Origin of the sequence: Roseburia porci (genome assembly GCF_009695765.1) — a bacterium.
Classification (GTDB): domain Bacteria; phylum Bacillota; class Clostridia; order Lachnospirales; family Lachnospiraceae; genus Roseburia; species Roseburia porci.
Genome location: NZ_VUNI01000015.1, coordinates 1 through 25,919 on the forward strand (window position 1 = coordinate 1; position 25,919 = coordinate 25,919).

The 25,919-nt window shown below is 41.1% G+C and carries 29 protein-coding genes and 4 pseudogenes; 29 read left to right on the forward strand and 4 right to left on the reverse strand.

What is annotated here, in order from left to right; all coding sequences use genetic code 11:
* Positions 1-150 precede the first annotated feature (150 nt).
* Entirely contained in the window at positions 151-1,539 is a 1,389-nt protein-coding gene (locus tag FYJ75_RS09150; protein ID WP_154430158.1) for an MATE family efflux transporter, read from the forward strand.
* Between the two features lie 141 nt (positions 1,540-1,680).
* Positions 1,681-2,082, forward strand: a complete 402-nt coding sequence (locus FYJ75_RS09155) for a hypothetical protein (protein WP_154430159.1) — start codon at positions 1,681-1,683, stop codon at positions 2,080-2,082.
* Between the two features lie 114 nt (positions 2,083-2,196).
* Here FYJ75_RS09155 and FYJ75_RS09160 read toward each other — a convergent pair whose 3' ends face one another.
* On the reverse strand, positions 2,197-2,673 hold the full coding sequence (locus FYJ75_RS09160) for a MerR family transcriptional regulator (protein WP_154430160.1): 477 nt from the start codon (positions 2,671-2,673) through the stop codon (positions 2,197-2,199).
* A gap of 145 nt (positions 2,674-2,818) precedes the next feature.
* Between FYJ75_RS09160 and FYJ75_RS09165 the strand changes: the two genes are divergently transcribed.
* Together FYJ75_RS09165 and FYJ75_RS09170 are read left to right on the forward strand one after the other, a co-directional pair.
* Positions 2,819-3,001, forward strand: a complete 183-nt coding sequence (locus tag FYJ75_RS09165; protein WP_207708229.1) for an aldo/keto reductase — start codon at positions 2,819-2,821, stop codon at positions 2,999-3,001.
* Between the two features lie 166 nt (positions 3,002-3,167).
* Positions 3,168-3,521: a TnpV protein gene (locus FYJ75_RS09170; protein ID WP_154430161.1), complete on the forward strand. Its 354-nt coding sequence runs from the start codon at positions 3,168-3,170 to the stop codon at positions 3,519-3,521.
* Between the two features lie 83 nt (positions 3,522-3,604).
* On the opposite strand, the gene FYJ75_RS09175 is transcribed toward FYJ75_RS09170, so the two are convergent.
* Positions 3,605-4,498, reverse strand: coding sequence for a PDDEXK nuclease domain-containing protein (locus FYJ75_RS09175; protein WP_235907057.1), 894 nt, complete (start codon positions 4,496-4,498; stop codon positions 3,605-3,607).
* A 61-nt stretch (positions 4,499-4,559) separates the two neighbouring features.
* Between FYJ75_RS09175 and FYJ75_RS09180 the strand changes: the two genes are divergently transcribed.
* The 23 genes and pseudogenes from FYJ75_RS09180 to FYJ75_RS09285 all read left to right on the forward strand — a co-directional run bounded on the left by FYJ75_RS09180 (position 4,560) and on the right by FYJ75_RS09285 (position 21,618).
* Positions 4,560-5,939 (forward strand): IS4 family transposase, encoded by a 1,380-nt coding sequence (locus FYJ75_RS09180; protein WP_154430162.1) that lies wholly within the window; start codon positions 4,560-4,562, stop codon positions 5,937-5,939.
* Positions 5,940-6,027: 88 nt separating this feature from the next.
* Positions 6,028-6,828: a Sir2 family NAD-dependent protein deacetylase gene (locus tag FYJ75_RS09185; RefSeq protein WP_328596905.1), complete on the forward strand. Its 801-nt coding sequence runs from the start codon at positions 6,028-6,030 to the stop codon at positions 6,826-6,828.
* Between the two features lie 29 nt (positions 6,829-6,857).
* Positions 6,858-7,067, forward strand: a complete 210-nt coding sequence (locus FYJ75_RS09190; protein WP_154430163.1) for a DUF6219 family protein — start codon at positions 6,858-6,860, stop codon at positions 7,065-7,067.
* 3 nt (positions 7,068-7,070) lie between these two features.
* Positions 7,071-7,526: a thioredoxin-dependent thiol peroxidase gene (gene bcp, locus FYJ75_RS09195; protein ID WP_154430164.1), complete on the forward strand. Its 456-nt coding sequence runs from the start codon at positions 7,071-7,073 to the stop codon at positions 7,524-7,526.
* Positions 7,526-8,278 (forward strand): peroxide stress protein YaaA, encoded by a 753-nt coding sequence (gene yaaA, locus FYJ75_RS09200; protein WP_154430165.1) that lies wholly within the window; start codon positions 7,526-7,528, stop codon positions 8,276-8,278. Before bcp ends, yaaA begins: the two co-directional genes overlap by 1 nt.
* Before the next feature lie 126 nt (positions 8,279-8,404).
* Complete coding sequence (locus tag FYJ75_RS09205; protein WP_154430166.1) at positions 8,405-8,812, forward strand: Fur family transcriptional regulator; 408 nt, start codon at positions 8,405-8,407, stop codon at positions 8,810-8,812.
* Positions 8,805-9,425, forward strand: a pseudogene (locus FYJ75_RS14870) (flavin reductase); the annotation flags it as partial. The gene FYJ75_RS09205 and the pseudogene FYJ75_RS14870, both read left to right, overlap by 8 nt.
* Before the next feature lie 18 nt (positions 9,426-9,443).
* Entirely contained in the window at positions 9,444-9,986 is a 543-nt protein-coding gene (gene rbr, locus FYJ75_RS14875) for a rubrerythrin (protein ID WP_235907064.1), read from the forward strand.
* Positions 9,987-10,036: 50 nt separating this feature from the next.
* Positions 10,037-10,956, forward strand: a pseudogene (locus tag FYJ75_RS09215) (L-lactate dehydrogenase).
* A gap of 27 nt (positions 10,957-10,983) precedes the next feature.
* A complete protein-coding gene (locus FYJ75_RS09220) occupies positions 10,984-11,358 on the forward strand; it encodes a desulfoferrodoxin family protein (RefSeq protein WP_154430168.1) in 375 nt (124 codons plus the stop codon).
* 90 nt (positions 11,359-11,448) lie between these two features.
* Positions 11,449-11,607, forward strand: coding sequence for a rubredoxin (locus FYJ75_RS09225; protein ID WP_117472024.1), 159 nt, complete (start codon positions 11,449-11,451; stop codon positions 11,605-11,607).
* A gap of 21 nt (positions 11,608-11,628) precedes the next feature.
* Complete coding sequence (locus FYJ75_RS09230) at positions 11,629-12,027, forward strand: bacteriohemerythrin (protein WP_154430169.1); 399 nt, start codon at positions 11,629-11,631, stop codon at positions 12,025-12,027.
* 104 nt (positions 12,028-12,131) lie between these two features.
* Positions 12,132-12,827: pseudogene (locus tag FYJ75_RS09235) on the forward strand (aldo/keto reductase); the annotation flags it as partial.
* A gap of 177 nt (positions 12,828-13,004) precedes the next feature.
* Entirely contained in the window at positions 13,005-13,277 is a 273-nt protein-coding gene (locus tag FYJ75_RS09240; protein WP_235907058.1) for a hypothetical protein, read from the forward strand.
* Positions 13,278-13,333: 56 nt separating this feature from the next.
* Positions 13,334-14,317 carry a LacI family DNA-binding transcriptional regulator gene (locus tag FYJ75_RS09245; protein ID WP_154430170.1) on the forward strand — a complete coding sequence of 328 codons (984 nt, stop codon included), beginning with the start codon at positions 13,334-13,336 and terminating at the stop codon, positions 14,315-14,317.
* Positions 14,318-14,848: 531 nt separating this feature from the next.
* Positions 14,849-16,339: a glycoside hydrolase family 32 protein gene (locus FYJ75_RS09250; protein ID WP_154430171.1), complete on the forward strand. Its 1,491-nt coding sequence runs from the start codon at positions 14,849-14,851 to the stop codon at positions 16,337-16,339.
* Positions 16,340-17,290: a carbohydrate kinase family protein gene (locus tag FYJ75_RS09255; RefSeq protein ID WP_154430172.1), complete on the forward strand. Its 951-nt coding sequence runs from the start codon at positions 16,340-16,342 to the stop codon at positions 17,288-17,290.
* Between the two features lie 183 nt (positions 17,291-17,473).
* Positions 17,474-18,556, forward strand: coding sequence for an acyltransferase family protein (locus FYJ75_RS09260; protein ID WP_154430173.1), 1,083 nt, complete (start codon positions 17,474-17,476; stop codon positions 18,554-18,556).
* Positions 18,546-18,959 (forward strand): helix-turn-helix transcriptional regulator, encoded by a 414-nt coding sequence (locus FYJ75_RS09265; RefSeq protein ID WP_154430174.1) that lies wholly within the window; start codon positions 18,546-18,548, stop codon positions 18,957-18,959. The genes FYJ75_RS09260 and FYJ75_RS09265 overlap by 11 nt, the downstream gene beginning before the upstream one ends.
* Before the next feature lie 22 nt (positions 18,960-18,981).
* Positions 18,982-19,356, forward strand: a complete 375-nt coding sequence (locus tag FYJ75_RS09270) for a zinc ribbon domain-containing protein (protein WP_154430175.1) — start codon at positions 18,982-18,984, stop codon at positions 19,354-19,356.
* 26 nt (positions 19,357-19,382) lie between these two features.
* A pseudogene (locus tag FYJ75_RS09275) lies at positions 19,383-19,916 on the forward strand (histidine phosphatase family protein).
* 14 nt (positions 19,917-19,930) lie between these two features.
* Positions 19,931-20,194 (forward strand): DUF1292 domain-containing protein, encoded by a 264-nt coding sequence (locus FYJ75_RS09280; RefSeq protein WP_154430176.1) that lies wholly within the window; start codon positions 19,931-19,933, stop codon positions 20,192-20,194.
* Positions 20,195-20,373: 179 nt separating this feature from the next.
* Positions 20,374-21,618: an IS256 family transposase gene (locus FYJ75_RS09285; RefSeq protein WP_154430177.1), complete on the forward strand. Its 1,245-nt coding sequence runs from the start codon at positions 20,374-20,376 to the stop codon at positions 21,616-21,618.
* A gap of 235 nt (positions 21,619-21,853) precedes the next feature.
* On the opposite strand, the gene FYJ75_RS09290 is transcribed toward FYJ75_RS09285, so the two are convergent.
* Positions 21,854-23,605, reverse strand: a complete 1,752-nt coding sequence (locus tag FYJ75_RS09290) for a methyl-accepting chemotaxis protein (protein WP_154430178.1) — start codon at positions 23,603-23,605, stop codon at positions 21,854-21,856.
* A 68-nt stretch (positions 23,606-23,673) separates the two neighbouring features.
* Entirely contained in the window at positions 23,674-24,798 is a 1,125-nt protein-coding gene (locus FYJ75_RS09295) for a 5-methyltetrahydropteroyltriglutamate--homocysteine S-methyltransferase (RefSeq protein WP_154430179.1), read from the reverse strand.
* A gap of 401 nt (positions 24,799-25,199) precedes the next feature.
* On the opposite strand from FYJ75_RS09295, the gene FYJ75_RS09300 reads away from it, so the two are divergent.
* Both FYJ75_RS09300 and FYJ75_RS09305 read left to right on the forward strand, forming a co-directional pair.
* Entirely contained in the window at positions 25,200-25,469 is a 270-nt protein-coding gene (locus FYJ75_RS09300) for an FmdB family zinc ribbon protein (protein ID WP_154430180.1), read from the forward strand.
* 18 nt (positions 25,470-25,487) lie between these two features.
* On the forward strand, positions 25,488-25,898 hold the full coding sequence (locus FYJ75_RS09305) for a peptide deformylase (protein ID WP_154430181.1): 411 nt from the start codon (positions 25,488-25,490) through the stop codon (positions 25,896-25,898).
* Positions 25,899-25,919 lie beyond the last annotated feature (21 nt).

Sequence of the window (25,919 nt, forward strand, 5' to 3'; positions counted from 1 at the left end):
TGTGTTTTCGCAGATTCAATTATACTGCTTTTTTAGGGGGTAATCACTTTTTTTGTAAAAAAATGTGAGAAATCCTTGAAAATATAATGTTTATAAAAATAAAAAAGGTAGTTAACTTGACACTACCAAGTAATAAAGGGGAGCATATATATGATTGCTGCATTAAAAAAGAAATATATCGGGGATAAAGCCTTTTATAAAAATTATTTATTGCTGGCACTGCCAATGATCCTTCAGAATGCGATCACGAATCTTGTAAGTTTTCTGGATAATATCATGGTTGGTCAGCTGGGAACGGAGCAAATGTCAGGAGTGGCAATTGTGAACCAGCTGATTTTTGTTTATAACCTGGCAATTTTCGGGGCTGCATCTGCGGCAAGTATTTTTGGCGCACAATATTATGGAAAAGGCGATCATAAGGGGCATATGTATTCGTTTCGCTTTAAATTATATGCGACGCTTCTTGTGACTGTGGCAGCCATGATTTTATTCAAAGCAAAAGGGGCAGATCTGATCTCCTTGTATCTGACGGATACCACAGGGAATGGGGCAACCGAAGCTGCTTTGCAGTATGGTCTGGAGTATCTGGCTGTTATGATGGCAGGGCTGATACCGTTTGCTATTAATCAGTCTTATGCAACCAACATTAAGGAAACCGGACAGACGTTTGTGCCGATGATCGCAAGTTTTGTAGCTGTTGGTACGAATGCTGTGCTGGATTATCTGCTGATTTTCGGAGTCGGACCGATCCCAAAACTGGGAGTCATGGGAGCGGCACTGGCTACTGTGATGGCACGTTATATTGAGGCTTTGATCGTCATAATCTGGGCACATGCACACAAATCCAAAAACCGGTACCTGCATGGTGCGTATACAGGATTTGGTGTGCCAAAGGCAGAATTAAAGGGTATTCTGATCAAAGGATTCCCGCTCATGCTGAATGAGGTGTTGTGGGCAGCAGGAATGACTGCGGTAACACAGTGCTATTCGGTCCGGGGACTTGAGGTCGTGGCTGGATTAAATATTGCTACGACGATCACAAACCTGTTTAATATTGTATATATCCAGCTTGGAGCATGTATCAGTATCGTTGTTGGGCAGTACCTTGGAGCCGGAAAACTGGAAAAGGCAAAGGATGCCGATAACAAGATGATCGCATTCAGCGTTTTCTGCTGTGCAGTGGTAGCAGCCGGGATGTTTCTGATCGGTGGATTTTTCCCGGGAATCTATAACACGAGTGCGCAGATCAAGGAACTTGCGACCAGTTTCATCGCGGTTTCTGCGTTGATTATGCCGTTTTGTTCCTTCAGCCATGCATCGTATTTTACACTTCGTTCCGGAGGAAAAACGCTGGTTACATTTTTATTCGATTCCGTTTTCACATGGGTCGTTGTTGTACCGACAGCATTTCTGTTAGCGCACTACACCGGCCTTGGCATCGTCAGCATCTATTTCTTTGTTCAGGCAACTGAAATGATCAAGGTAGTGATTGGGTATTTCATGGTGCGGAGCAATGTGTGGCTCGTACAGATGGTATAAGGAATCTCATAGTTCTCAAATACTAAACTTCTCGAAAAATAACCGAAAATTTACGAAATATTATCTTGACGTAGATTGTAGTAAAAATATATAATGAGGATAACAGGAAGGAAAGGTATTTGGCTTTATGGGAGGAAAATTATGGGTCAAAGATATGAGAAACCAGAGGTTGTTAAAGTAACCGAAGCACAGGAAGGGGTTTATCTGGCAAGTGGTGCACGTGCTGGAGCTGGCTGGAACATCAGTGTGAGCGATATGGGCACAAATGAAAACGGACATATTTTCAAGGCGGAATGTACATCCACACAGGATTTTTCTGCTCCTGGGATGACAATTGTTATGGATTTTAATCATCCGATTGTATCTGCAATTGTGGATCAGCCGGGATTCAGCTGCTCCTGCAGTGGAACAACACTGACGGTTACATCAAACAGTGGAATTGAAGGTAGCAGTGGTTATAAGGCATATGCGCAGGTAACGGTTAAAGCAACGGAAGCATCATTTACCGACAGCCTGGTATGTACTGCATCATCCTGTGTTTAATACAGGACTGGTATCAGCCGAAGGGGATCAGGACAACAAATCGAAAACGCAGACCGAAAACTCTTTTTTGAGTTTTTGATCTGCGTTTTTTGCGTATGTGAAATAAATCAGACATTATTCTGCATCCGACTCATTTGGAATCTGAGGAATATTGGACAGCCGGTTTCGAACTGCATGATATTTTTCCGGTATATCAGAAATGGATATATTTTTAAGCGCTTCAACGGTTCCTGCTTTCTGGGCAGTTTCGTAATACCAGCATTTATAATCCAGAACTTCCATAGCCTGTTGAAGAGATTCCAGCTGAATCTGGAGCTGTCTGCGCTGCTTCTGGAAAAGCGCGAGACGCTCCGGGATCGTATCATCGCCCTGTAAGGTCAGTTCGATGTAGTTTTTGATATCTTTAATTGGCATTCCTGTTTTCTTCATGCACTCGATTATTTTGAGCCATTCGAAATCTTTTTCCTGGAACATGCGGATTCCTCCGGAAGAACGTTCCACGAAAGGTAGTAATCCTTCTTTATCGTAATAGCGCAGTGTTGAGCTTGGAATTCCAAGCAGCTTTGAGATTTCACCGACCGTGTAGAGCATAATGATGCCCCTCCTTTTTATAAATTTCAAAAAAGTCTTGACTTAAAGTTGACTTCAACTTGTATGATTGATATGTACTTGAGATACAGTATATATGAAAAACAGACATTTGACAATTATGATTAGAAAATGGAGGATGCATATCATGATTTTAAAAGAAACATATGAATTACAAAACGGAGTAAAAATCCCAAAATTAGGACTTGGTACATGGTTCATTGACGACGATAAGGCTGCAGATGCAGTTAAAGCCGCTGTAGCGAATGGTTATCGTCTGATCGATACTGCCCAGGCATATGGAAATGAAGTGATATGCTGTGAACTGTAGATGTCAGATATCCCCATAAATGTTGTAATTTAGCGGATTTCTACATCTGCTAATGCACAACATAGGCGGCTGGCTCATTTGTGGTGAATTGAAGCGCAGATGTTGTAGAAAAGAAGGTAATATTTTTTCTTACCTGTATATCATAACACAAAGGAGGCAGTCGCGTATGGAATTAACATATCATTGGAAAGGTGACTATCTGATACCAGATGTTTCATTAGATGATGGCAGTAGTTATAATATTGGTAAATATGGCAGAATGCGTCAGAAATATTTATGTGAAAATTACCCATCAGAATATCTCCATCTGGTTATTACTGAAAAATTATGGAAACAGCTCGAAGATCTTGAGGAAGAATGTCATGAAATGTTGGACCGGCTTATGGAACAGATGGCGAAGAGGGAAGGATTAACTGAGCATATGAAATCTACAGACCAGCTTGGATGGATACGGAAAATGAATAGCATTCAGAGCCGGGCAGAAGAAATTGTGATTCATGAGTTGATATATACAAATTAAAAATACAGCAGGAGGTCTATATATACAGATTTCCTGCTGTTGTATTATATGGGTGTTTGGATATTACTTAAAAAAGCAACATATTAGTCTTTCAACTCTCGTTCTATCTCTTCAATAGTAGGCATTGAACTTTTATAGTCATCAGGAATCAGATTATTAAGTTCATATTCGGAAATTCCAACAGGAACATTCACTGCACTGGTAGCATATTGAGCCAGAACATTATCTTTTGTTTTGCATATAAGTAAGCCAATTGTAGGATTATCGTTATCTGTTCGCAGTATTCCGTCTGTAGCTGCAATGTAAGTTCCTAATTGCCCCATATCTCCGGGATCAAATGCCCTTGTTTTGATTTCAATTACAACATAACAGTGTTTTTGTATGTTGTAGAACAGCATATCAATAAATTGTTCAGTATCTCCGACAACAAGCCGGTATTCTCTACCGACAAAAGCAAATCCACGACCTAGTTCAAGAAGGAATTTCTGAATATTATCCATGAGTGCATCTTTCAATTCTTTTTCATCATACCCTTCTCTGAGAGTAAGAAAATCAAAATTATATGGGTCTTTTGTGATTTCTCGGGCAAGATCGCTGCCAATATCAGGAAGCAGCTTTTCAAAATTTGTAATGGCTTTACCTTCTCTTTCATACAAGTTTGTATCGAGAAAATTTAAAAGGACGGCTCTTGACCAGTTGTTTTCATATGTCTTTTTAACAAAAAACAAAGCCTTATCCAAATTACCCTTACATTTATTGATTATCTGAATATGATGTCCCCACGGAATCATAAAAATACAATCGTCAACAGCTTGTTGACATATTCGTGTGTCTGAATCGTCAACAAGTTGTTGACGATTTGAATTGCTGTATAAATCGTAAAAATATTTCATATATTTTAAATTACTAAAACTTCCCACACCGAAAAGGTGTGTAGAACCTTGAAAATTCAACAATGTAGGCAATAAAATGGGCATAGATGCTATGTCCGTGGTATAATTGAGTTGACGAAAAACAAAAACACCCAGGAGGTCATCTATGCCAACTTCAATTCTACCACAAAATCAGGATGAAAAGGAACTTTTTAATGCGATTTCTTCATTTTTTTGCAGATTTAAGATTGGAGATCTGCTTCGGGCATGTAATGCCCAGAAGGAGAAGGGTATTCCTGTCATCCGGATTTTCAAATATAAGCTCTGCAACGTATTCACTGACCGAAGCATGTATATGCAGCAAAAAACCGGCTCGTTCCGTGAACCATTTTCGAAGAATACATTTTATCGGTTCCTGAATGGTGTCAAGACCAACTGGCTGCGTTTTACCACACTGCTTTCTAAAACTGTTGCAGATACGATTGAACCGCTGACCGGTTCCGACCGGGTAAATGCATTCGTGATTGATGACAGCCTGTTTGAACGGACAAGTTGCAAAAAGACGGAACTTGGATCAAAAGTATTTGATCATGCATCCATGCGTTATACAAAAGGATATCGTCTGCTGACACTGGGATGGACGGATGGAAACACCTTCCTTCCGGTCAACAGTTGCCTTTTGGCATCATCAAAAGCCAGTAACATCATTGGCCCTCAACAGCATTTTGATGGAAGGTCACTGGCTGCCAAGAGAAGAAATCTTGCCCAGATGAAAGGCACTTCTGCCATGCTGGAACTCCTGAAAACAGCATTGAACGCCCGACACACAGCCGATTATGTGCTGATGGACAGCTGGTTTTCCAATCCGGCACAGCTTGTTGCTATCAAAAACCTTGGACTGAATTCCATTGCAATGATCAAAAAGAGTTCCCGGATCCGGTATGAATATGACGGTGAACAGCTGTCAATCAACAAGATCTTCGGTATCTGCAAAAAGCGCAGAGGTCGCAGCAAATATCTGCTTTCCGTAAATGTTATGGTCGGTAAGGATCAGAAAATACCGGCTAAGATCGTCTGCGTTCGTAATAATCGGAACAAGAAGGACTGGATCGCATTTATCTGCACTAATCCGGATCTTTCCGAAGAAGAGATCATTCGGATTTATGGAAAACGTTGGCAGATCGAGGTGTTTTTCAAGACCTGCAAGTCGTATCTGAACCTGATCGGTGAGTGCCATAGTCTGTCTTATGATGCGCTGACAGCACATGTGGCAATCGTCTTTGCCAGATATATGCTGCTTGCGCTGGAGCAACGAAAGGACGAAGACAACCGCACACTTGGTGAGATCTTTTTCTACCTGACAGACGAACTGACTGATATCATTTTCGGAGAATCGTTTCAGATCATCCTGAGAGCGATGTTTGAGGGAATCTATGCTGTATTTCAGGTGACAGAGGAACAGATAGATACTTTTATTAATATCTTTGTAGACCAACTGCCTGATTTCCTGCAAAAGTCGCTAGCCAGATCCGCTGCATGGGCTTAATTTGTTATCTGATTGCCTGTATTGTTGAATTTTCAAGGAACAAGACCCATTTGGGATATGGGAAGTTTTAGTAAATAAATTAAAAGAAGTGTTTCAAAATGCAGATGCGATTATTGTAGGTGCAGGGGCAGGCTTATCTTCGTCAGCAGGTTATGATTTTGGTGGAGAACGCCTGCAAAAATATTTTGGCGATTTTGTAGAAAAATATGGAATGAAGGATATGTATACCGGATGTTTTGCAGATTTTGAAACAAACGAGGAGCGATGGGCATACTGGTCAAGATGGGCGTGGATTAATCGTTATGAACCGATACCAAAGGATACACATAAAAAATTGCTAAAACTCTTGGAAGGAAAGGATTATTTTGTCCTGACTACCAACATTGACCATGCATTCCAGAGGGCAGGTTTTTCAAAAGAACATCTGTGCTATACACAGGGGGATTTTGGTCTGTTCCAATGCTCAAAACCATGTCATACAGATACCTATGATAATTATGCAACTCTTCAAAAAATGGTTCGGGAAGAAAAAAATATGTCTGTTCCAACAGAGCTCATTCCACATTGTCCAAGATGTGGACGGGAAATGGACTTCAATTTATTCTGGGATGACACATTTATCAGAGATAAGGGATGGCATATCGCACATAAGCGGTATACAGATTATATAGAACAGCATAAAAATGGAAAGGTATTATATTTGGAATTAGGAGTCGGATTTAATTCTCCCGGTGTCATAAAAATTCCATTTTGGAATATGGCGGCAGAAAACCCGGATGCAGTATTTGCAAGCGTAAATCTTACGTTACCTTGTTACCCGGAAATATTGGAACACAGAAGTATAGTCATTCAGGATGATATAGACCATGTTATAGAAAATTTGATATAATATCTTCATATACAGGAGGTGAATGAAGCATGAAAGCACATAAATATTGGTCAATCGGAGCAGTGGTTACAATGGCTGGAACCTTTTATACCGGATATAAGGGGTTAAAGGCGGCACACAAATACTTTGCGTTTGGTTCATTGATATGCATGATTATGGCAGTTTATTCCGGTCATAAAATGATTTCAGGGAATAAGAAAGCAAGAAAACAGACGGAAGTGAAAGAAGTGGAGGAATAACGGATGTTAGAAGTAGGAACAAAAGCACCGGACTTTGAATTGCCGGATCAGAATGGAGAAATACATAAATTAAGCGATTACGCAGGTAAAAAAGTGATTTTATATTTTTATCCAAAGGATAACACGGCAGGCTGTACAAAGCAGGCATGTGGTTTTTCAGAGCGTTATCCTCAATTCACCGAGAAAGGAGCAGTTGTTCTTGGGGTGAGTAAGGATTCTGTAGCCTCTCACAAGAGATTTGAGGAAAAATATGGATTGGCATTTACACTTTTGGCAGATCCGGATCGCAAGGTGATCGAAGCGTATGATGTATGGAAAGAAAAGAAAAACTATGGAAAAGTCTCTATGGGCGTGGTAAGAACCACATATCTTATTGACGAGCAAGGAATCATTATAAAGGCAAATGATAAAGTCAAGGCGGCAGATGATCCTGAAAATATGCTTAAGGAATTGGCATAATGAAGATTATTTTATCACCTGCAAAAAAGATGATTGTAGATACCGATAACTTAGCACCGGTTGAACTGCCTGTCTATATTGATAAGACAGCAGAAGTATTAAACTGGATGAAAAGCAAATCAAAAGAAGAACTGAAAGCTATCTGGAAATGTAATGACAAGATTGCAGAACAAAATTTCAACAGATTGGGAAATATGAACCTTTATCAGATGCTCACTCCGGCTGTCTTATCATACGAAGGAATTGCTTTTCAATATATGGCACCATCTGTGTTTGAAGATATGCAGTTTGAGTATGTTCAAAATCATTTGAGGATATTGTCTGCATTTTATGGTGTTCTGAAACCAATGGATGGTGTGACACCTTATCGTTTAGAAATGCAGGCAAAGGTCAGGATTGGAGATGCCAAAAATCTGTATGAGTACTGGGGTGACTTCTTATACCGCTCAGTAATCGATGACAGCAGGATTATCATTAATCTTGCATCAAAAGAATACTCAAAATGTATAGAAAAGTATCTGACACCACAGGACAGGTATATTACGATTACATTTTGTGAAGCTTCTGGAGATAAAATGGTAACAAAAGGTACATATGCCAAGATGGCTCGTGGTGAAATGGTAAGATTCATGGCAGAAAATAATATTGAGAATCCGGTGGAGATTCAGAAATTTGACAGACTTGGATATTCATTGCGGTCTGATTTATCATCAGATACTGAATATGTTTTTGAACGAAAAATAGAATATTGATTTAGGTTAAAGATGCTCAGTGTGGGCATCTTTTTATAATAATGAGAATTGTTACTAATTTTATTGACAAGATAACAATACTGGTATATAATTCTTATTAAGAATTAATCCTAATAAGGAGGACGAATGACAAGCAGAAGAAATACCATTCAAAAAGATCTTGTAAGAAATGCCGTATACGAAATGAGAAGACATGTTACAGCGAATGAAGTGTATAATTTTATAAAAGAAGCATATCCTACAATCGGAAAAGGAACTGTATATAGAAATCTTGATATATTGGTAGAGGAGGGTGCGTTAAGGAAGGTTGAAGTTCCGGATGGACCGAACCGACTTGATTTTACATTGAAAAATCATTACCATGTAAGATGTATAAAGTGCAGTGAGATTTTTGATGTGGATATGGATGAAATACCGGATTTGCTGGAAAGAATTCATAACACTCATGGAATTGAATTTTTGGATTATGATATTTCATTTAAAGGCATTTGCCCGAAATGCGGGGAGAAGGTAAAGGAGGAAAAGAATGGATAGGAAAGCAATGTATAAGCTGAGTTATGGATTGTTCGTACTGACTGCCAGAGAAGACGGAAAAGACAATGGATGTATTATTAATACAGCCATTCAGGCAGCTTCAGAACCGAACCAGTTAAGTATCTGCGTCAACAAAGCAAATTACACACATGACATGATTCAGAGAACTGGAAAATTCACAGTATCAGTCTTAAGTCAGAAGGCACAGTTTGAATTGTTCAAACATTTTGGCTTCCAATCAGGAAGGGATACCAATAAATTTGAAGCATTTGAAAAGTGTGCCAGAGGCACAAATGGTATTTATTATATTACAGAAGGTACAAATGCATACATTTCTGTAACAGTTAATAAAACAGAGGATTTAGGCTCACATACGATGTTTATCGGTGAGATAACAGATATGGAGATTTTAAGTAATGTTCCTTCAGTCACATATGATTATTACCAGAATAATATTAAGCCAAAGCCACAGGCAGTTGGAAAAACCGAGGATGGACAGACAATATGGCGTTGCAGAATCTGCGGATATGAATATGTAGGAGAAGAATTACCGGACGATTTTATATGTCCTTTATGTAAGCACCCGGCATCAGATTTTGAAAAAGTAGTAAAGAAAACGGAGGTAAAAGAGATGGCAGCAAACAAATACGCAGGAACACAGACAGAGAAAAATTTACAGGAGGCATTTGCAGGGGAATCACAGGCAAGAAATAAGTATACTTATTTTGCATCTGTAGCAAAAAAGGAAGGCTATGAGCAGATGGCTGCATTATTTTTAAAGACCGCAGATAACGAGAAAGAACATGCAAAGATGTGGTTCAAGGAATTAGCAGGAATTGGTGATACAAAGGAAAATCTTGCGGCAGCGGCAGAAGGCGAAAATTACGAGTGGACAGATATGTATGAAGGCTTTGCAAAAACAGCTGAGGAAGAAGGCTTCCCAGAGCTTGCAGCAAAATTCAGGGCAGTAGGAGAGATTGAGAAGCATCATGAAGAAAGATATCGTGCACTTCTCAAGAACATTGAAACTGCACAGGTATTTGAAAAGAGCGAAGTTAAGGTGTGGGAATGTCGTAACTGTGGACATATCGTAGTAGGAACAAAGGCTCCTGAGGTATGTCCGGTATGTAATCATCCACAGAGCTATTTTGAAGTACATGAAGAGAATTATTAAGGAGATGAGATTATTACGAAGAAGCAAATGATTAATTCTAAAAAGCAGTAATGATAGGCTGTGGCTTTGTTGGTTCTGCATCTGTATTTGCTCTTATGCAGAGTGGCTTGTTTACAGAGATTGTCCTTATTGATGCAGACAAGAACAAGGCAGAGGGAGAAGCGATGGATATCAGTCATGGTATTCCGTTTGCCAGTCCGATGAAGATATATGCCGGAGATTATGATGACGTGGCTGATGCTGCAATAGTTATAATATCTGCAGGAGCGGGGCAAAAACCGGGAGAGACTAGGCTTGATCTTGTAAATAAAAATGTAGCAATATTTAAGTCAATCATTCCTGAAATAGCAAAGAGAAATTTTGCAGGTATCATGCTTGTAGTAGCGAATCCGGTAGATATTTTGACACAGGTAGCCATAAAGTTATCAGGACTTCCGGAAAACAGGGTTATTGGATCGGGTACAGTGTTAGACAGTGCACGATTAAGATACAAGCTTGGTGAGCATTTATCTGTTGACAGCAGGAGTGTTCATGCATTTATAGTAGGTGAGCATGGAGACAGCGAAGTTGTAGCATGGTCATCAGCCAATGTATCCGGTGTTCCATTGAGTGAAATGTGTGAAATGCGTGGACATTACAAGCACAAGGAAAACACGGCAGAGATAGCTACAGCAGTCAAGAACAGTGCTTATGAAAAATAAATAAAAAGCACGCTACATATTATGGAATTGCAATGTCTGTAAAAAGAATCTGCGAAGTGATTATGAGAGATGAAAAATCAATACTTCCTGTATCACACATGATTCATGGAGTATATGATATTGACGGAGTATCGTTAAGTATGCCGGCTATTGTAGGTGCAGATGGTATTGAGTCTGATATACCTATTAATTTAAGTGGTGAGGAAGCGTTAAAGCTTAAAGAATCCGCAGATTCTTTGAAAAAGATTATAGAGACAATTGAATTATAAATTTTACACATGGAAGGAGATAAAAGCATGGAAGTAAAGTATTATATATGTAAGCATTGTGGAAACATTGTTGAAAAGGTAAAGGATAAGGGTGTGCCTGTAATTTGTTGCGGAGAACCTATGCAGGAATTAAAAGCCGGAGTGACAGATGCTGCTGTTGAGAAGCATATACCTGTATATACAGTGGAAGGCAGTCATGTTCATGTTGTGGTTGGAGAGACAAAACATCCAATGCTTGAAGAGCATTTCATTGAGTGGATTACATTAAATACAAACCAGGGAATATACAGAAAACAGTTAAATCCAGGGCAGGAGCCGGTAGCAGATTTTTGTATTTGCGATGGTGAACAGGTAGAAGAAGTATATGCATATTGTAACCTGCATGGATTATGGAAATGCTAAAAGCATTTATACATATTAAGATTACAGAACAACACAAATATAACAGTAATAAAGGCTGTGTATTAATATATTTACAAGGAGGAACAACAAATGAAATACGTATGTGATGTTTGCGGATGGGAATACGATGAGGAGAAGGGCTATCCAGAAGGTGGTATTGCACCTGGTACAAAGTGGGAGGATATTCCGGAAGATTTTGAATGTCCGTTATGCTCTGTAGGCAAAGACCAGTTTTCAAAGGCTGAATAAAAATGAAAGCAGGACTAATGGATGTATGAAATGAAACCAGAATATTATATCGGCATAGATATGATAGACGAAGAACACAAGCAGTTGTTTAAATATGCAGATGAGGCATATGAACTGCTCCATGATGAGTATACACCGGATAAATATGATAGGATTGATATAATATTAGAAAATCTTCGAAATTATACAGTAAAACACTTTACTGATGAAGAGCAGTATATGGAATCTATTAATTATAAGAAGTTATTTACACAGAAAGTTCAACATCAGGAATTTATACACAAACTTGATGAATTTATGGAGCATCATAATGATGAGATAGAAGATCAGGATGAACAGATTATGGGAATTTTAAAATATCTCACAGAGTGGTTAGTTAATCACATTCTGTATGTCGATGGTCAAATTCCAAAAGGCTGATATAGTAAGAATGGCTGTTATTCTTTTGGGAGTAGCAGCTTTTTTCTATTTTGAATATAAAATCTGACATCTACACTTGACAATATGCTTACGAGCGCGGAGTTGGTGAAGGTGTCCGCAATTGTGGCGTATCAAGAAGTGAGTTATTTGTAGCAAGTAAAGTTGCGGCAGAGAACAAGAGTTATGAGAGTGCTGCAAAATCCATCGATGAGACACTCGAGAAAATGGGTCTGGATTATCTGGATCAGATCATCATCCACAGTCCACAGCCTTGGGTTGAAGTAAACCAGTCTGAGAACAGATACAAGGAAGAAAACAGAGCGGTATGGAAAGCCCTTGAAGATGCTTATAAAGCCAAAAAGGTAAGAGTGATCGGTGTTTCCAACTTCCTGCAGGAGGACATTGAGAATCTTCTTGAGGTGGCTGAGGTAAAACCAATGGTAAACCAGGTTCTCTGTCATATCAGCAACACTCCTTCAGAGCTGGTAGAATACTGTCAGAAAAATGGAATTACAGTGGAAGCATATTCTCCAATCGCACACGGTGAGGTCTTACATCAGCCGGAGATCAAGGCAATGGCAGACCGGTATGGAGTATCTGTTCCACAGCTTTGCATCCGTTATACATTACAGCTTGGAACCGTTTCTCTTCCAAAGACTGCAAACCCAGACCATATGAAGACAAATGCAGAAGTGGATTTTGAAATCAGAGCAGAGGATATGGAGACATTGAAGAACTTCAAGAAGATTGAAAACTACGGCGCAAGCAGTGCTTTCCCTGTATATGGCGGAAAGATGTAAATCAAATCTGAATTTAATACATACAGAATTTGTGCAAAAAGGTCCCGGCAGAAATGCCGGGGCCTTTTTGGGCGTGTTACTCAGAAATATGTAAAGGATGCCGGTCTTACAACCGGGGCATTTTACAAGTAATATCCGACAAAGGAGAAGCTGTTTGATGCATTTATCGATCCTTATGTGGAAGCGGTTTATGAAATATATGATGGAATACTGAGCGGATTTCTGGAACTTCCGGTCACGGAACAGACGCAGAATATGACGGGAGCATCCATGGATGGGATGGAACAGATCGTGGATTATGTTTACGATCATTATAATAATTTCAGACTGTTATTGAAATGCGGCGACAGCGGAAAATATGAGGATTTTATCCATAATATGGTGAACCGGGAGATGAAGTCCAGAGGCGAGCCTTGCCGGACGGAGGGAATGGGTGTAAAATATGCATAAGAAATCGATTCCACATCAGGTATGGATGTCGAAGTATAAAGCACAGGAGCTGCACCATGAATATTAATGAAATTGCAAAGATGGCGGGTGTATCACGGGCAACCGTGTCCCGCTATCTGAATAATGGATATGTGAGCGAAGAGAAGAAGGAAGCAATCTGCCGTGTCATTGAGCAGACCGGATATGAACCGTCAAGGCAGGCAAGGAATTTAAGAAGCAGTGTTACAAAGCTGATCGGAGTCATCATTCCAAGAATCCAGTCCGAAGCAGTCAGCCGTATGGTAGCCGGGATCAGTGAGATCCTTTCGGCAGAAGGCTATCAGCTGCTTCTTGCAAACACGCAGAATTATGCGAAGGAAGAACTGAAGTATCTTCGTATTTTCCGGAAAAATCAGGTGGATGGCATTATTTTTATGGGAACGATATTCTCCAAAGAACATTTGAAGCTGATGAAGGAGCTTGAGGTACCGATCGTCATAGCCGCGCAGGAACTGGACAACTATTCCTGTGTGTATCAGGATGATTACCATGCTGCTTATGAGGCGGCAAAATTGCTCTTAAAGAAGGGAACACATTTCGGTTATATTGGTGTTACGCAGAAGGATAAAGCGGTCGGTGAGGCACGTAAAGCCGGTTTCCTTGATGCACTCAAAGATTCGGGTGTCAAAGCGGCAAGAAAATGCATGTACGAAACAGAATTTAAAGTGGAAGGCGGCTATGAAAAGGCAAGGGAACTTATGGAACAGAATCCTCAGACGGATTCCATATTCTGTGCAACAGACAGCCTTGCCGCAGGTGCACTGCGCTATCTGCATGAGCAGGGAATCGAGGTTCCAGGGCAGGTGCAGATTGTTGGTTTTGGTGATACGGAGCTTGGAAACGTTGTGACACCGGCAATTACCAGCGTTCATTTTCATTATAAGACAACAGGAATGGAAGCCGCGAAACTGCTGCTTGAGATACTGCAGTCCGGCACGGACCTGAAAAAACAGATCAAAATGGGATACCAGCTTGTGGAGAAAGCTTCTACAAGATCTTAAACAGGGGTTGTGAAAAGGTTACCCTTTTTCTGTAAATCGTTATTTTTTTGTGATTACACCGACAATTTTTCGGTATTTGACGGTGTAATCAATGATTTTCTTTTCATTACGGAGAAATTGCCATTTTTTGTATTGAAATTTGCAAATTTTTGGGCGTAATGAATCATTATCCGTTATTTACGGAGAATTTATCGCATATTTTAAAATTCGAGCAGCAAAAGTCTTAACGCCCCACGGACGGGGCGTTTAAGACGTACACGTCACTTTAAGAAATATAAATCAGGCAAACATAGATTTTCTTATTTTCGGACAATGGAACATAATAGGCACTGTTTTGTGCAATTTGCAAGTCTCTATTTGCAAGACGACACTTTCGAATCCCCGAATCTTTAAAATAAAAAATGTCCTGCATGGATGCGTCCAGTTTGTGAAAAACTGCCAAAATGTCAAATGCAGATAATTATAATGAGACTGCTGTATTAAAAACAGGAAGAATCAAGGCAGCAGAGAAAGCAATTGTGGTGAAATAATATGAATTTAAGCGAGAGTTTAAGGAAACAGACACAGGAAGCAGAAAAAAAACAGTATATGATCGAACAGGACCCAAACCGGCTTGCACTTCATCTGATGCCGCCGGTTGGATGGATCAATGATCCCAATGGATTATGTCAGTTTCATGGAGTGTACCATGTGTTTTACCAGTACTCTCCATTAGATCCGAACGGTTCCATGAAGGCGTGGGGGCATTATGCATCCAGGGATCAGATTCAATGGACACAGCTTCCTGCGGCATTGTATCCGGATCAGAAGTTTGATCAGGACGGTGTGTACTCGGGAAGTACATTTATTGAGAATGATACGATGTATATGTTTTACACCGGAAATGTCAAACAGCCGGGAGCGCACGATGACGAGCTGGCTTATTCCGGTCGTGAAGCAAATACTGTACTTGTGACAAGTAAGGATGGAATTCATTTTTCGGAAAAACAGGTCGTTATGACAAATGCAGATTATCCACAGGAATATACCTGCCATATCCGAGATCCAAAGGTCTGGAAGAAAGAAGGCCGCTATTATATGATTCAGGGCGGAAGAAAAATGCAGTATCCGGGCGGTGGCGCAAAGGAAAACTCCCAGCAGACAGACTATGGAACTGTGCTTATTTTCGAATCGGATGACCTCGTACACTGGAACTTTTTAAAAGACATCACGACGGAAAAACGGTTCGGTTATATGTGGGAATGTCCGGATTATTTTGAAGTGAGCGGGCATCCGGTGCTTTCCACTTCTCCGCAGGGACTGACACATGAAGAATATTGTTATCAGAACGTATATCAGTCCGGATATTTTTTGCTTGACGATGAGATCATTGGCGCGGATGATAAACATAACAGGATCGTGCCAGATCCGGAAAAATTTCATGAATGGGATTATGGATTTGATTTTTATGCACCGCAGACATTCTGTGATGAAAAAGGCCGGCGTATTCTGATTGGCTGGGCGGGCATCGGAGATGCCGATTATGACAATGCACCGACAGTAGCGGTCGGCTGGCAGCATGCCCTCACGCTTCCGAGAGAGATTACATGGTCAGATGGAAGACTTTTACAGAATCCGCTGCCGGAATTAAAGGAACTGCGAGGAACCGAGCTTGCGATCGGGGAAGAATGTTATGCGGCAGATACCGTGTTTGAAATTGTGGCAGATGAGATCGATGCAGATTGTCTGGTACAGATCAGCACGGGAGAGGAAGCGTTTTGTGCGAGATATGAAGCTGGAATTTTTGATTTTTCCCTTACGGATGGCGCGGGACGTGGCAGAAGATCGCGAAAGATCCGGATCAGAGACCTTCGCAGGATACGTCTGATCGTTGACAATTCTATGGTGGAGATCTATATCAATGACGGAGAATATGTGATGACTTCACGTTTTTATTTCCCGGATGATCAGCGGAAAATCAAAGTAAAAGGCGCGAGAGAGACAAAAATGTGGTATTTAAAAGGATTGGAGATTGTAAAATAGATGAAAAAAATAATGGCAATCGGAGAAGCACTGATCGATTTTATCCCGGAAGAAAGTGGAAAAGCAATGAAGGACGTCTGCGGCTTTCAGCCCGCAGTTGGCGGAGCGCCTGCCAATGTCTGTGGTGCCTATCGTAAGTTAGGCGGACCGGCAGAGATGATCACCCAGCTTGGCGATGATCCGTTTGGTGATAAGATCATTCAGGAATTTTTACATTATGACATTGGAACCGCGCATGTGCTGCGTACAGATGAGGCAAACACATCCCTTGCATTTGTTGCATTGAAGGATGACGGCAACCGTGAATTTTCGTTTTACCGGAAGCCGGGGGCAGATATGCTGATGTCTGCGGACGTTATCAGGAAAGAATGGTTTACGGATAGCGCAGTGCTTCATTTCTGCTCGGTATCACTTGGCGATTTCCCAATGAAGGATGCACATAAAAAAGCAATCAAATATGCAAAAGAAGCAGGTGCAATCATTAGTTTTGATCCGAATATCAGGCTTCCACTCTGGAAAAATGCAGAGGATCTGAAGGCTGCTATTCTGGAATTCATTCCAAAAGCGCATATTCTCAAAGTATCTGACGAGGAGATCGAATTTATCACCGGCAAAAAAACAGTCGAAGAGGCAAAAGATCAGCTGTTTACCGGAGATGTCCAGATGGTCGTTTATACAAAGGGGGCAGATGGTGCGGAATGCTACACAAGAAACGCAAAAGCATCTGCCAAAGGACATAAAGTAGATGCTTTTGACACAACCGGCGCAGGGGATGCATTTATCGGCTCTTTCCTCTATCAGCTTTCCGCAGATGGAATCGATGCCTGCTCCCTTGCAGATGTTTCCGCAGAAAAAATGGAGACATATCTGGAATTTTCCAACCGCTACTGTGCAAAAAGCGTATTAAAAGCAGGAGCAATCGCATCTTATCCAACGATGGATGAGATGTAGATTCACCATATACATACAATTTTGACAATACACAGCCCCAAATCCGGGCTGTGTATTTGTTTGCAGGAGAAAAATGCCCGTAATTTTAACATCCACCGGCTTTTCGTGTTAAAAAAGGTTGGTGGATGTTGTATGTCCGCCTTGTTATAATTTGTAAAAAAAGATAGCAAAGGTGGGAAAAATATGAGAAAATATTATATCGACCGTATTCGTGTCATGACAATTATACTGGTTGTGGTCTATCATGTAATCTATATCTACAACTCTGTGATCAAAGATGGCGTGATCGGACCGGTTACACAATTCCATGGACTTGATGCCATACAGTATGTGCTGTATCCATGGTTTATGGTGATCTTATTTCTGATCAGTGGAATGTGTTCAAGATATTATCTTGAAACGCATACTGAAAGGGAGTATTTCAGGGCACGAACAAGAAAGCTACTTGTGCCGTCCACGATCGGACTTTTTGTGATCGGATGGATGCAGGGGTATCTGAACATGTCCATATCGCACGTGTTTGATGGCATGACAGGAAAGATTCCGGGTGTGATTTTTTATCTGATTCTGTGCCTTTCCGGAACCGGCGTACTTTGGACGATCCAGGTGATGTGGGTATGCTCGGTTGTGCTTCTGATTGTACGCAGGATCGAAAAAGGACGCCTTTTAAAGGCAGGAGAGCATGCAGGTATTGCTGTTCTTGTTTTACTTGGAATCCCTGTATGGATATCGGCGCAGATTCTCAATATGCCCATGATCGCAGTATATCGCTTTGGAATATATGGATTTACATTTTTACTCGGATATTATGTTTTTTCATGGGAAAAGGTAACGGATACCTTGAAAAAATACAGCATTCCGCTTCTGATCGCAGCAGCAGTACTTGGAATTGCTTATGTCTGTATGGATTATGGGAAAAATTATGCTGTGGCTCCGAATGTCAACAGTCCGCTGGCGATCGCATATTGCTGGATGATGTGTCTGGCACTGATCGGAAGCATGAAACGCTGGGGCAATAAGAGCAGTGCAGCCGGACGTTTTCTGGCAAAAAGGAGCTTTGGACTGTATGTTTTTCATTATCTGACACTGTCTGCATGCGCTTATTTTCTGACCACATATACGGATCTTCCGGGTGTGGCACTTTATCTGCTTACTGCAATTGCTGCGTTTGGAGGTGCATTCTTACTGAATGCGGTCGTATCGCGGATACCGGTGATACGCTGGTGTGTACTTGGCATAAAAAAGGAGGATTCACATGTTTCATGAAAATCTGGTTTCACTTCGCAGGATAAATCACATGTCACAGGAAGAACTTGCAGAAAAAATCGGGGTCAGCAGACAGACAATCTCCAAATATGAGACGGGAGAGGCGCTTCCTGACATTGAAAAATGCAAGGCACTCGCAGATCTTTTTGACGTTTCCATGGATGATATGGTAAATTATGAGAAAGAGGCGAACGGTCTGGGAGTTCCACCCAGAGGAAAGCATATATTTGGAATGGTCAAAGTCGGAGATAAAGGACAGATCGTGATTCCGGCAAAAGCCAGAAAAATATTCGGTATTGAACCCGGCGACAACCTCATTGTGCTTGGGGATGAAGGACAGGGACTTGCCATTCTTATGGAAAAGGACTTCATGGAGCTGGTAAAGAGCATGCGCGGCATTTAAATGGTGCAGATCAGGAGGCAGTATGTTTTTCATAATGGGAATAAATGACGGAAGGAAAGATTTTGATTTTAATCAGGTGATCACCTGTGACGTATGTGGTTCATATGGAAGATTTCATGTGTTCATGACATATATGGCGTTATCCCTGTTTTTTATTCCGTGTCTGAAATGGAACCGTCATTATTATGTGCAGACAAGCTGCTGCAATACATTATATGAACTTGACCCGGAGATCGGGAAAAGGATTGCACGGGGCGAAGACGTGGAGATACTTCCACAGCATCTGAGACGGATCCAGCAGCCTGGATACCAGCACGCTGCAAAAAGATGTGGATACTGCGGCTATACGACCACAGAGGATTTTGAATATTGTCCGAAATGTGGGAGAAGGTTTTAAGTAATATTGTAAAAAGGATAAAAGAAATGGGATGTTTATATTTTGTCCGTCATGGACAGACAGTCTGGAATGTAGAGAATAAGATCTGTGGTGCAACCGATATTGAACTGACAGAGCTTGGGCACACACAGGCGATTGAGACAGGTAAGAAAATTCTGAGTGAAAATATTCATGCAGACGAGATTTTGTATTCGCCACTTATCCGTGCGAAGGAGACGGCAAGGCATATCTCAGAGATCACTGGAATTCCAGCTCGTGAAGAGCCGAGGTTAAAAGAGTAGAATTTTGGCAAGTACGAATCGACTGCAAGGAATGGAGCAGAGTTCAAAAAGGCGAAAAGTCAGTTTGTGATGCGATATGAAGGCGGTGAGTCCATGCTTCATCTTGCACAGCGTGTCTATAATCTGTTGGATGAAGTCCGAAATTCGGACAAAACATATATACTGGTTGCGCACAATGGAATTGCAAGGGTCGTTCAGTCTTATTTCTATGAGATGACCAATGAAGAATATGCGGCGTTTGGAATCCAGAATTGTGAAGTTGTGCGCTATGATTTTTAAAACAGGAGGTTTCTATGGCAGAGGAATTTAAAGAATATGCGACATTTACAGTGACAGACAAGGATGGTCAGGAAGTAGAACTGGCTGTCGTGGATGAGTTTGAATTTGAACATAAGAATTATGTGGCAGGAGCAAAGATCGAAGGTGATACGATCAGTCAGGACGGTGTATATATTTACCGCGTGAAAGTAAAAGAAGAGGATTTTACGGTTGAGAAAATCACGAATTCTGTGGAATATCAGAAGATTGCAAATGCATATATGGAAATGGAAGCATAAAACTCTCATAACAGAAAAAACACCCAGACTTTACGATTGATATAGTCTGGGCGTTTTTTCTGTTAGAGGCGTTTTTATATCTCCATTTTTGAGCAAGAGCCTGTGAAAAAATTTCTGTAAATTAGACAATATAATGGTCTTCTATGATAAAATATTAAAATCATAGGAGGCCTTTTATTATGGCAAACAGAAAAAGAGAAGTTTACAAACCAAAACCAATGACTGAAGGAAAGAGAAATCTGATTCAAGGATTGCTTCAAGAGTATGATATTCAGTCCGCTGACGATATCCAGGAGGCATTAAAGGATCTTCTGTCCGGAACAATTCAAGATATGCTCGAAACAGAAATGGATAATCATCTTGGCTATGATCGTTATGAAAGATCCAGTGAACCTAACTATCGTAATGGGACAAAGCCAAAGACTGTACGTAGTAAATATGGTGAATTTGAGGTCGATGTTCCTCAGGATCGACAAAGTTCCTTTGAGCCTCAGGTACTTCCAAAACGCCAAAAAGACATCTCATCGATTGATGACAAAATCATTTCCATGTATGCAAAGGGAATGACCACACGGCAGATTTCAGAGACAATAGAGGATATTTATGGTTTTGAAGTAAGCGAAGGAATGGTATCCGATATCACGGACAAGCTTCTTCCAAGAATCGAGGAATGGCAGAATCGTCCTTTATCTGCAGTATATCCAATCGTTTTTATTGATGCTGTACATTTTTCTGTGCGTGACGATGGTGTGATCAGAAAACTTGCTGCATATGTCGTCCTTGGAATTAATGAAGATGGAATGAAAGAAGTATTAAGCATTGTCGTAGGTGAAAATGAAAGCAGCAAATATTGGCTGTCAGTGCTAAATAGTCTGAAAAACCGGGGTGTTCAAGACATTCTCATTCTCTGCTCTGATGGACTGACAGGAATAAAGGATGCAATCTCTGCTGCATTTCCTAAAACAGAACAACAGCGCTGCATAGTACATATGGTGAGAAATACTCTTAAATACGTTGCAAACAAGGATATGAAAGCTTTTGCTAAAGACTTAAAAACAATCTATACAGCTGCCGATGAAGAAGCCGCCAGAAAGCAATTAAAGACCGTTACTGAAAAATGGTCGGGACAATATCCGAGCGCTATGAATCGCTGGCATGATAACTGGGATGCAATCTCCCCTATTTTTAAATTTTCCAAAGAGGTTCGAACTGCGTTTTATACCACAAATGCCATTGAATCGTTGAATTCATGCTATCGTAGACTAAATAAGCAAAGAAGCGTATTTCCGAGCTCTCAGGCGTTAATGAAGGCATTATACCTAGGAACCTTTGAGATAGCAAAAAAGTGGACAATGCCAATCCGCAACTGGGGCAAAATCCGCGGTGAGCTCGAAATTATGTATCCTGAGCGAATGTCGATATAGCAATGAAAGCTGGATAGTCAAGAGTAAATACACACCCAGATTTTCTGGGTGCTCTTGACATACCAGCTTATTTTTGCTATTAAATAAACAACGGCTTAACCACAGAAACCTGCTGTTAAGCCGCATCAATTATCATAGAAGATCTGAATTTACAGAAAAAAATTCACACCGTCTTTTAAAATTTTACAATACAAAAAAGGAGCCTGGCAGCTCCTTTTTTGATAATATAACGAAATTAAACATTCACAAAACTTGCAGATTCTTCTTTCAGGTTATTGGCAACCTGGGTGTTTTCTTCCATTTTTCCGTTTACTTCGGAAATAGACTGAACAAGAGAATCGACATCGGTTGCTGCATCGGTAACACCGTTTGCACTTTCTTCAACAGCTTTGTTGATGCCTTCGATTGCATCGGTGATCTCGGTCATTGTTGCAAGAATCTCCTGGGCATTCTGTTCATACTGTATCATTGCATCGTCGATATGAACGGCATCTTCACTGTACTGATGTCCGCCCTGAACGAAAGATTTATAATCAGGAAGGATATTCTCGTTGATGTAGTTAATAATCCGTTCAGAAGATTTTACCAGTCCGTTGACGGCTTCGATTACCTGCTCATTGATGGTCTGGATATTGTTAGCAGTCTCGCGGCTTGAGTCTGCCAGCTGGCGGATCTCGTCAGCAACAACTGCGAATCCCTTACCTGCTTCACCGGCGCGCGCAGCTTCAATGGATGCATTCAGAGCAAGAAGGTTGGTCTGGCTTGAAATGCTCAGGATATCTTCGGTAAGCTGTGCGACTTTTTCAACACTCTTGCTGTTTTCGAGAGCAACGTTCATCTCATTGGTGATATCGTCAATGACTTCCGTGGTATTGTTCATGTTAGCGGTTGCTGTCTGTTCGAGTGAAACAGCGCGGCCTTTCATCTCCTGCGCATACTGGGAAATGACTTTGGTCTGGTCTGCGATATCTTTTACTTTGGATTCCGCATTGGATGTATTGGTGGTCACACTGTTTGTAGTTGCCGAAACTTCTTCCATTGTAGCCGAAAGTTCTTCCATGATCGCAGAAATGTCATTGGCACTGTCACTGGAAGCGGACACGCTTCCTGCTACATTTCCGACTACGCCATCAAGCACATGGGAGGTGGAAATAATTTTGGACATGATATTCTGTAAGGTTTCAATAAAGTGGTTGATACCCATGGAAGACTGCCCAATTTCATCGTTTGATTTCACATCGACACGCAGAGTCAGATCACCCTGCCCATTGTTGATCTTATCGATAATTTCAGCTAACTGTTTGGACTGTTTCTTTAATGGCTTTACAATAGAAGTATAAGCAACAACTACAGTAACACATAACATCGCAAAAGATAACATCATCATGGAAAAAGCTACAATACGGTTCTTTTTATATGTTTTTTCCTGTGATGCTGTGTTATCTTTGATGAGCTGGTCATTGCTCTGGATCAGCTGATCAAGTTTATCACCAATGTCTGTATTCCATTGTGTAAAAGTATCGTTTGCTTTGGCTCCCAGGCCATCATCCGGATCAGGTGACATTGCACTTTGGATTAATGCGATGGTTTGTTCCTGTGCTTTACTCATGGAATCAAAGACATCCTGCATGGTCTGCATATCCTCTGCTGAGAAATAATCATCCATTGCCAGGAGTTCTTTCTCGTATTCTGCGGTATCATCCTGATATGTGGTAAGCTGACCGGCAACATACTGGTAGAGATCTTTATTGCCCGGATCAGAGCAGATTGCGAGACAGAGTTTCTGTGTCTGGATAAAGTCTTTTTCAAGTTCATCTAAGCAGATGATTGCTCTGATACCTTTGCCAGATACCTGTTTGCTTGCACTTTGTATAGATATCATGGATGAAAGACCGACAACGCCGGTAACAACTGCAATGATTCCAAGTGCGAGTACTGGTCCAAGCAATTTGACCAGCACGGTTGACTTCCGTTTCTTTTCGTTCATAATTCACCCTCCTTGGTCGTTTATAGTCTTATTGTACCATGCAATCAGGGAGGAGAAAAGGAAAAATTTTATTTATAAGCTTTCCATACTTCTTCTGCGATGTCTTTGACAAGAGCAAGCTTTGCCCACTGTTCTTCTTCTGTAATTTTGTTTCCGATTTCACAGGAAGCAAAACCACACTGAGGACTGAGGCAGAGGCGGTCGAGCGGAATATATTTTGCTGCTTCGTGGATTCTTGCGATTACGGTATCTTTGTTTTCCAGTTCCGGTTTTTTGGTTGTAATCAGTCCGAGAACGATTTTTTTATCGCTGGATACTTTTGCAAGTGGAGCAAATCCGCCGGATCTTTCATCATCGTATTCCAGAAGAAGTGCATCGACATTTTCCTGGGCAAATACGTAATCGGCAACAGAATCATAAGGTCCGCTTGTAAAGAAGGTGGAATGATAGTTTCCACGGCAGATATGGGAAGTAATGACCATGTCTGCTGGTTTGTTTAAAAGAGCCAGATTGTTTACTTTTAAAAGACGTGCCTTTACTTCTTCCAGATCCAGACCAAGAGATTTATATCTCTGTTTTGCAGCATTACCGACAATCGCTCCCCAGGTACAGTCATCAAGCTGGAGATTGCGGCATCCTGCATCGTAGAACTGGCGGATCACATCCTGATAAGCAGTTCCGATATCCTGGATCAGTTCTTCATCGGTTGCGTAGAATTTTCTGGTCTGTTCGATGTTCTGTGGAACGATCATCTGCTGATACATCTGGGCTGGAGCAGGAATCGTGTATTTGGCAACCGTATTTTCATCCTCAAATTGTTTTAAAAATTTGAAATATTCAACAAACGGATGCTTTTTCGCTTTGACTTTTCCGGTAAGATAGGTGTCTTCCAGGTCAGCCATCTCTGCGTCAAACTGTACGCCGCCACCGTTTTTGGCATGTCCAACGCCTTCGAATCCCCACATGAAATCCAGATGCCAGTATGTTCTGCGGAATTCTCCGTCGGTGATCGCATGATAGCCGGCTGCTTTTTGTTTTGCAACAATGTCGCGGATGCAGTCATCGGTGATGGTATCGAGTTCTGCCTTTGTGATCTTGCCGTCCTCGAACTGTTTTTTTGCGTCTTTGAGTTTCTGTGGTCTTAAAAAGCTTCCCACAAAATCATATCGAAATGGTGTCTTTAATGTACTCATGAATTGCCTCCCGTAATGTAAATATAAAGAATCGTAGCATTGTATCGGACAATTGTATAATATATTTTTGTGACTGTTTGCCATAGATTTTTCCTATAACAAAGCCATTGGAAAAACCAGAACTTGATAAAAACCCAAACATGCTTCATAATTATCAAGTGTTATTAGGTAAGTGCGAAACTATTTAAACTTACTCTGACATGTACTGTGAGTACAGATAACTCGCAGGTGCTTCAGAGCGACCGGTATTTAGCGACCGTATTGTGGTCGCTTATGTACCGTTGCCAGCGATGAGCAGCGAGAGCGTGCCTGCGCTGATTTGTACTCACAGTACATGCTTAATTTAGAATTACATAGTTTCGCACTTACCTAATCAGGTGTTAAGAATGGAGAAATGATTGATGTATTATGTACCAGATGGCACAGAAATGTGCGGATATTATGAATGTAAGGAATGTGGCAGCCGTTTTCTGTCACTGAAGATCGGACCACAGATGGTGTGCCCGGACTGTGGAGAGGATGTTGACATGGAGATCGGACCGGATGAAGAGATGCCAAAGGCTGCTGAATCTGCAAAGCTGATCCAGGTGATTAAAGGCAGGGATGAAGTGGAAAAAATGGATACATTACTGTCGCTTGCGATCACAGGCGGAGATTATAACTGGATTTAATAGGTTGGAAATATAAGTATGATTAAGAAAATTGTAAAGGGCAAACAAATTTTTGCAAAAAAGGCGCAGCCGGCCACGGAGGCAGACAAGCAGGTGATAACAGATCTGCTGGATACGCTCAAAGCAAATCGTGATGCGTGTGTCGGCATGGCTGCAAATATGATCGGAGTCAACAAATCCATTATTGTCGTGTCGGCAGGTCCGTTTCAGTTTGCGATGGTAAACCCGGTGATCACGAAGAAATCAGGCGTATATGAGACCGAGGAAAGTTGTCTGTCGCTTATTGGAGTCAGACCGTGCACAAGATATGAAGAGATCGAGGTTGATTATCTGGATCAGAATTTTAAGCCGCAGCATGGGAAATATTCAGGGTGGACAGCGCAGATCATCCAGCATGAGATTGACCACTGTAATGGAGTTGTGATATAAACGTTTTGCAGTCAATCAGAG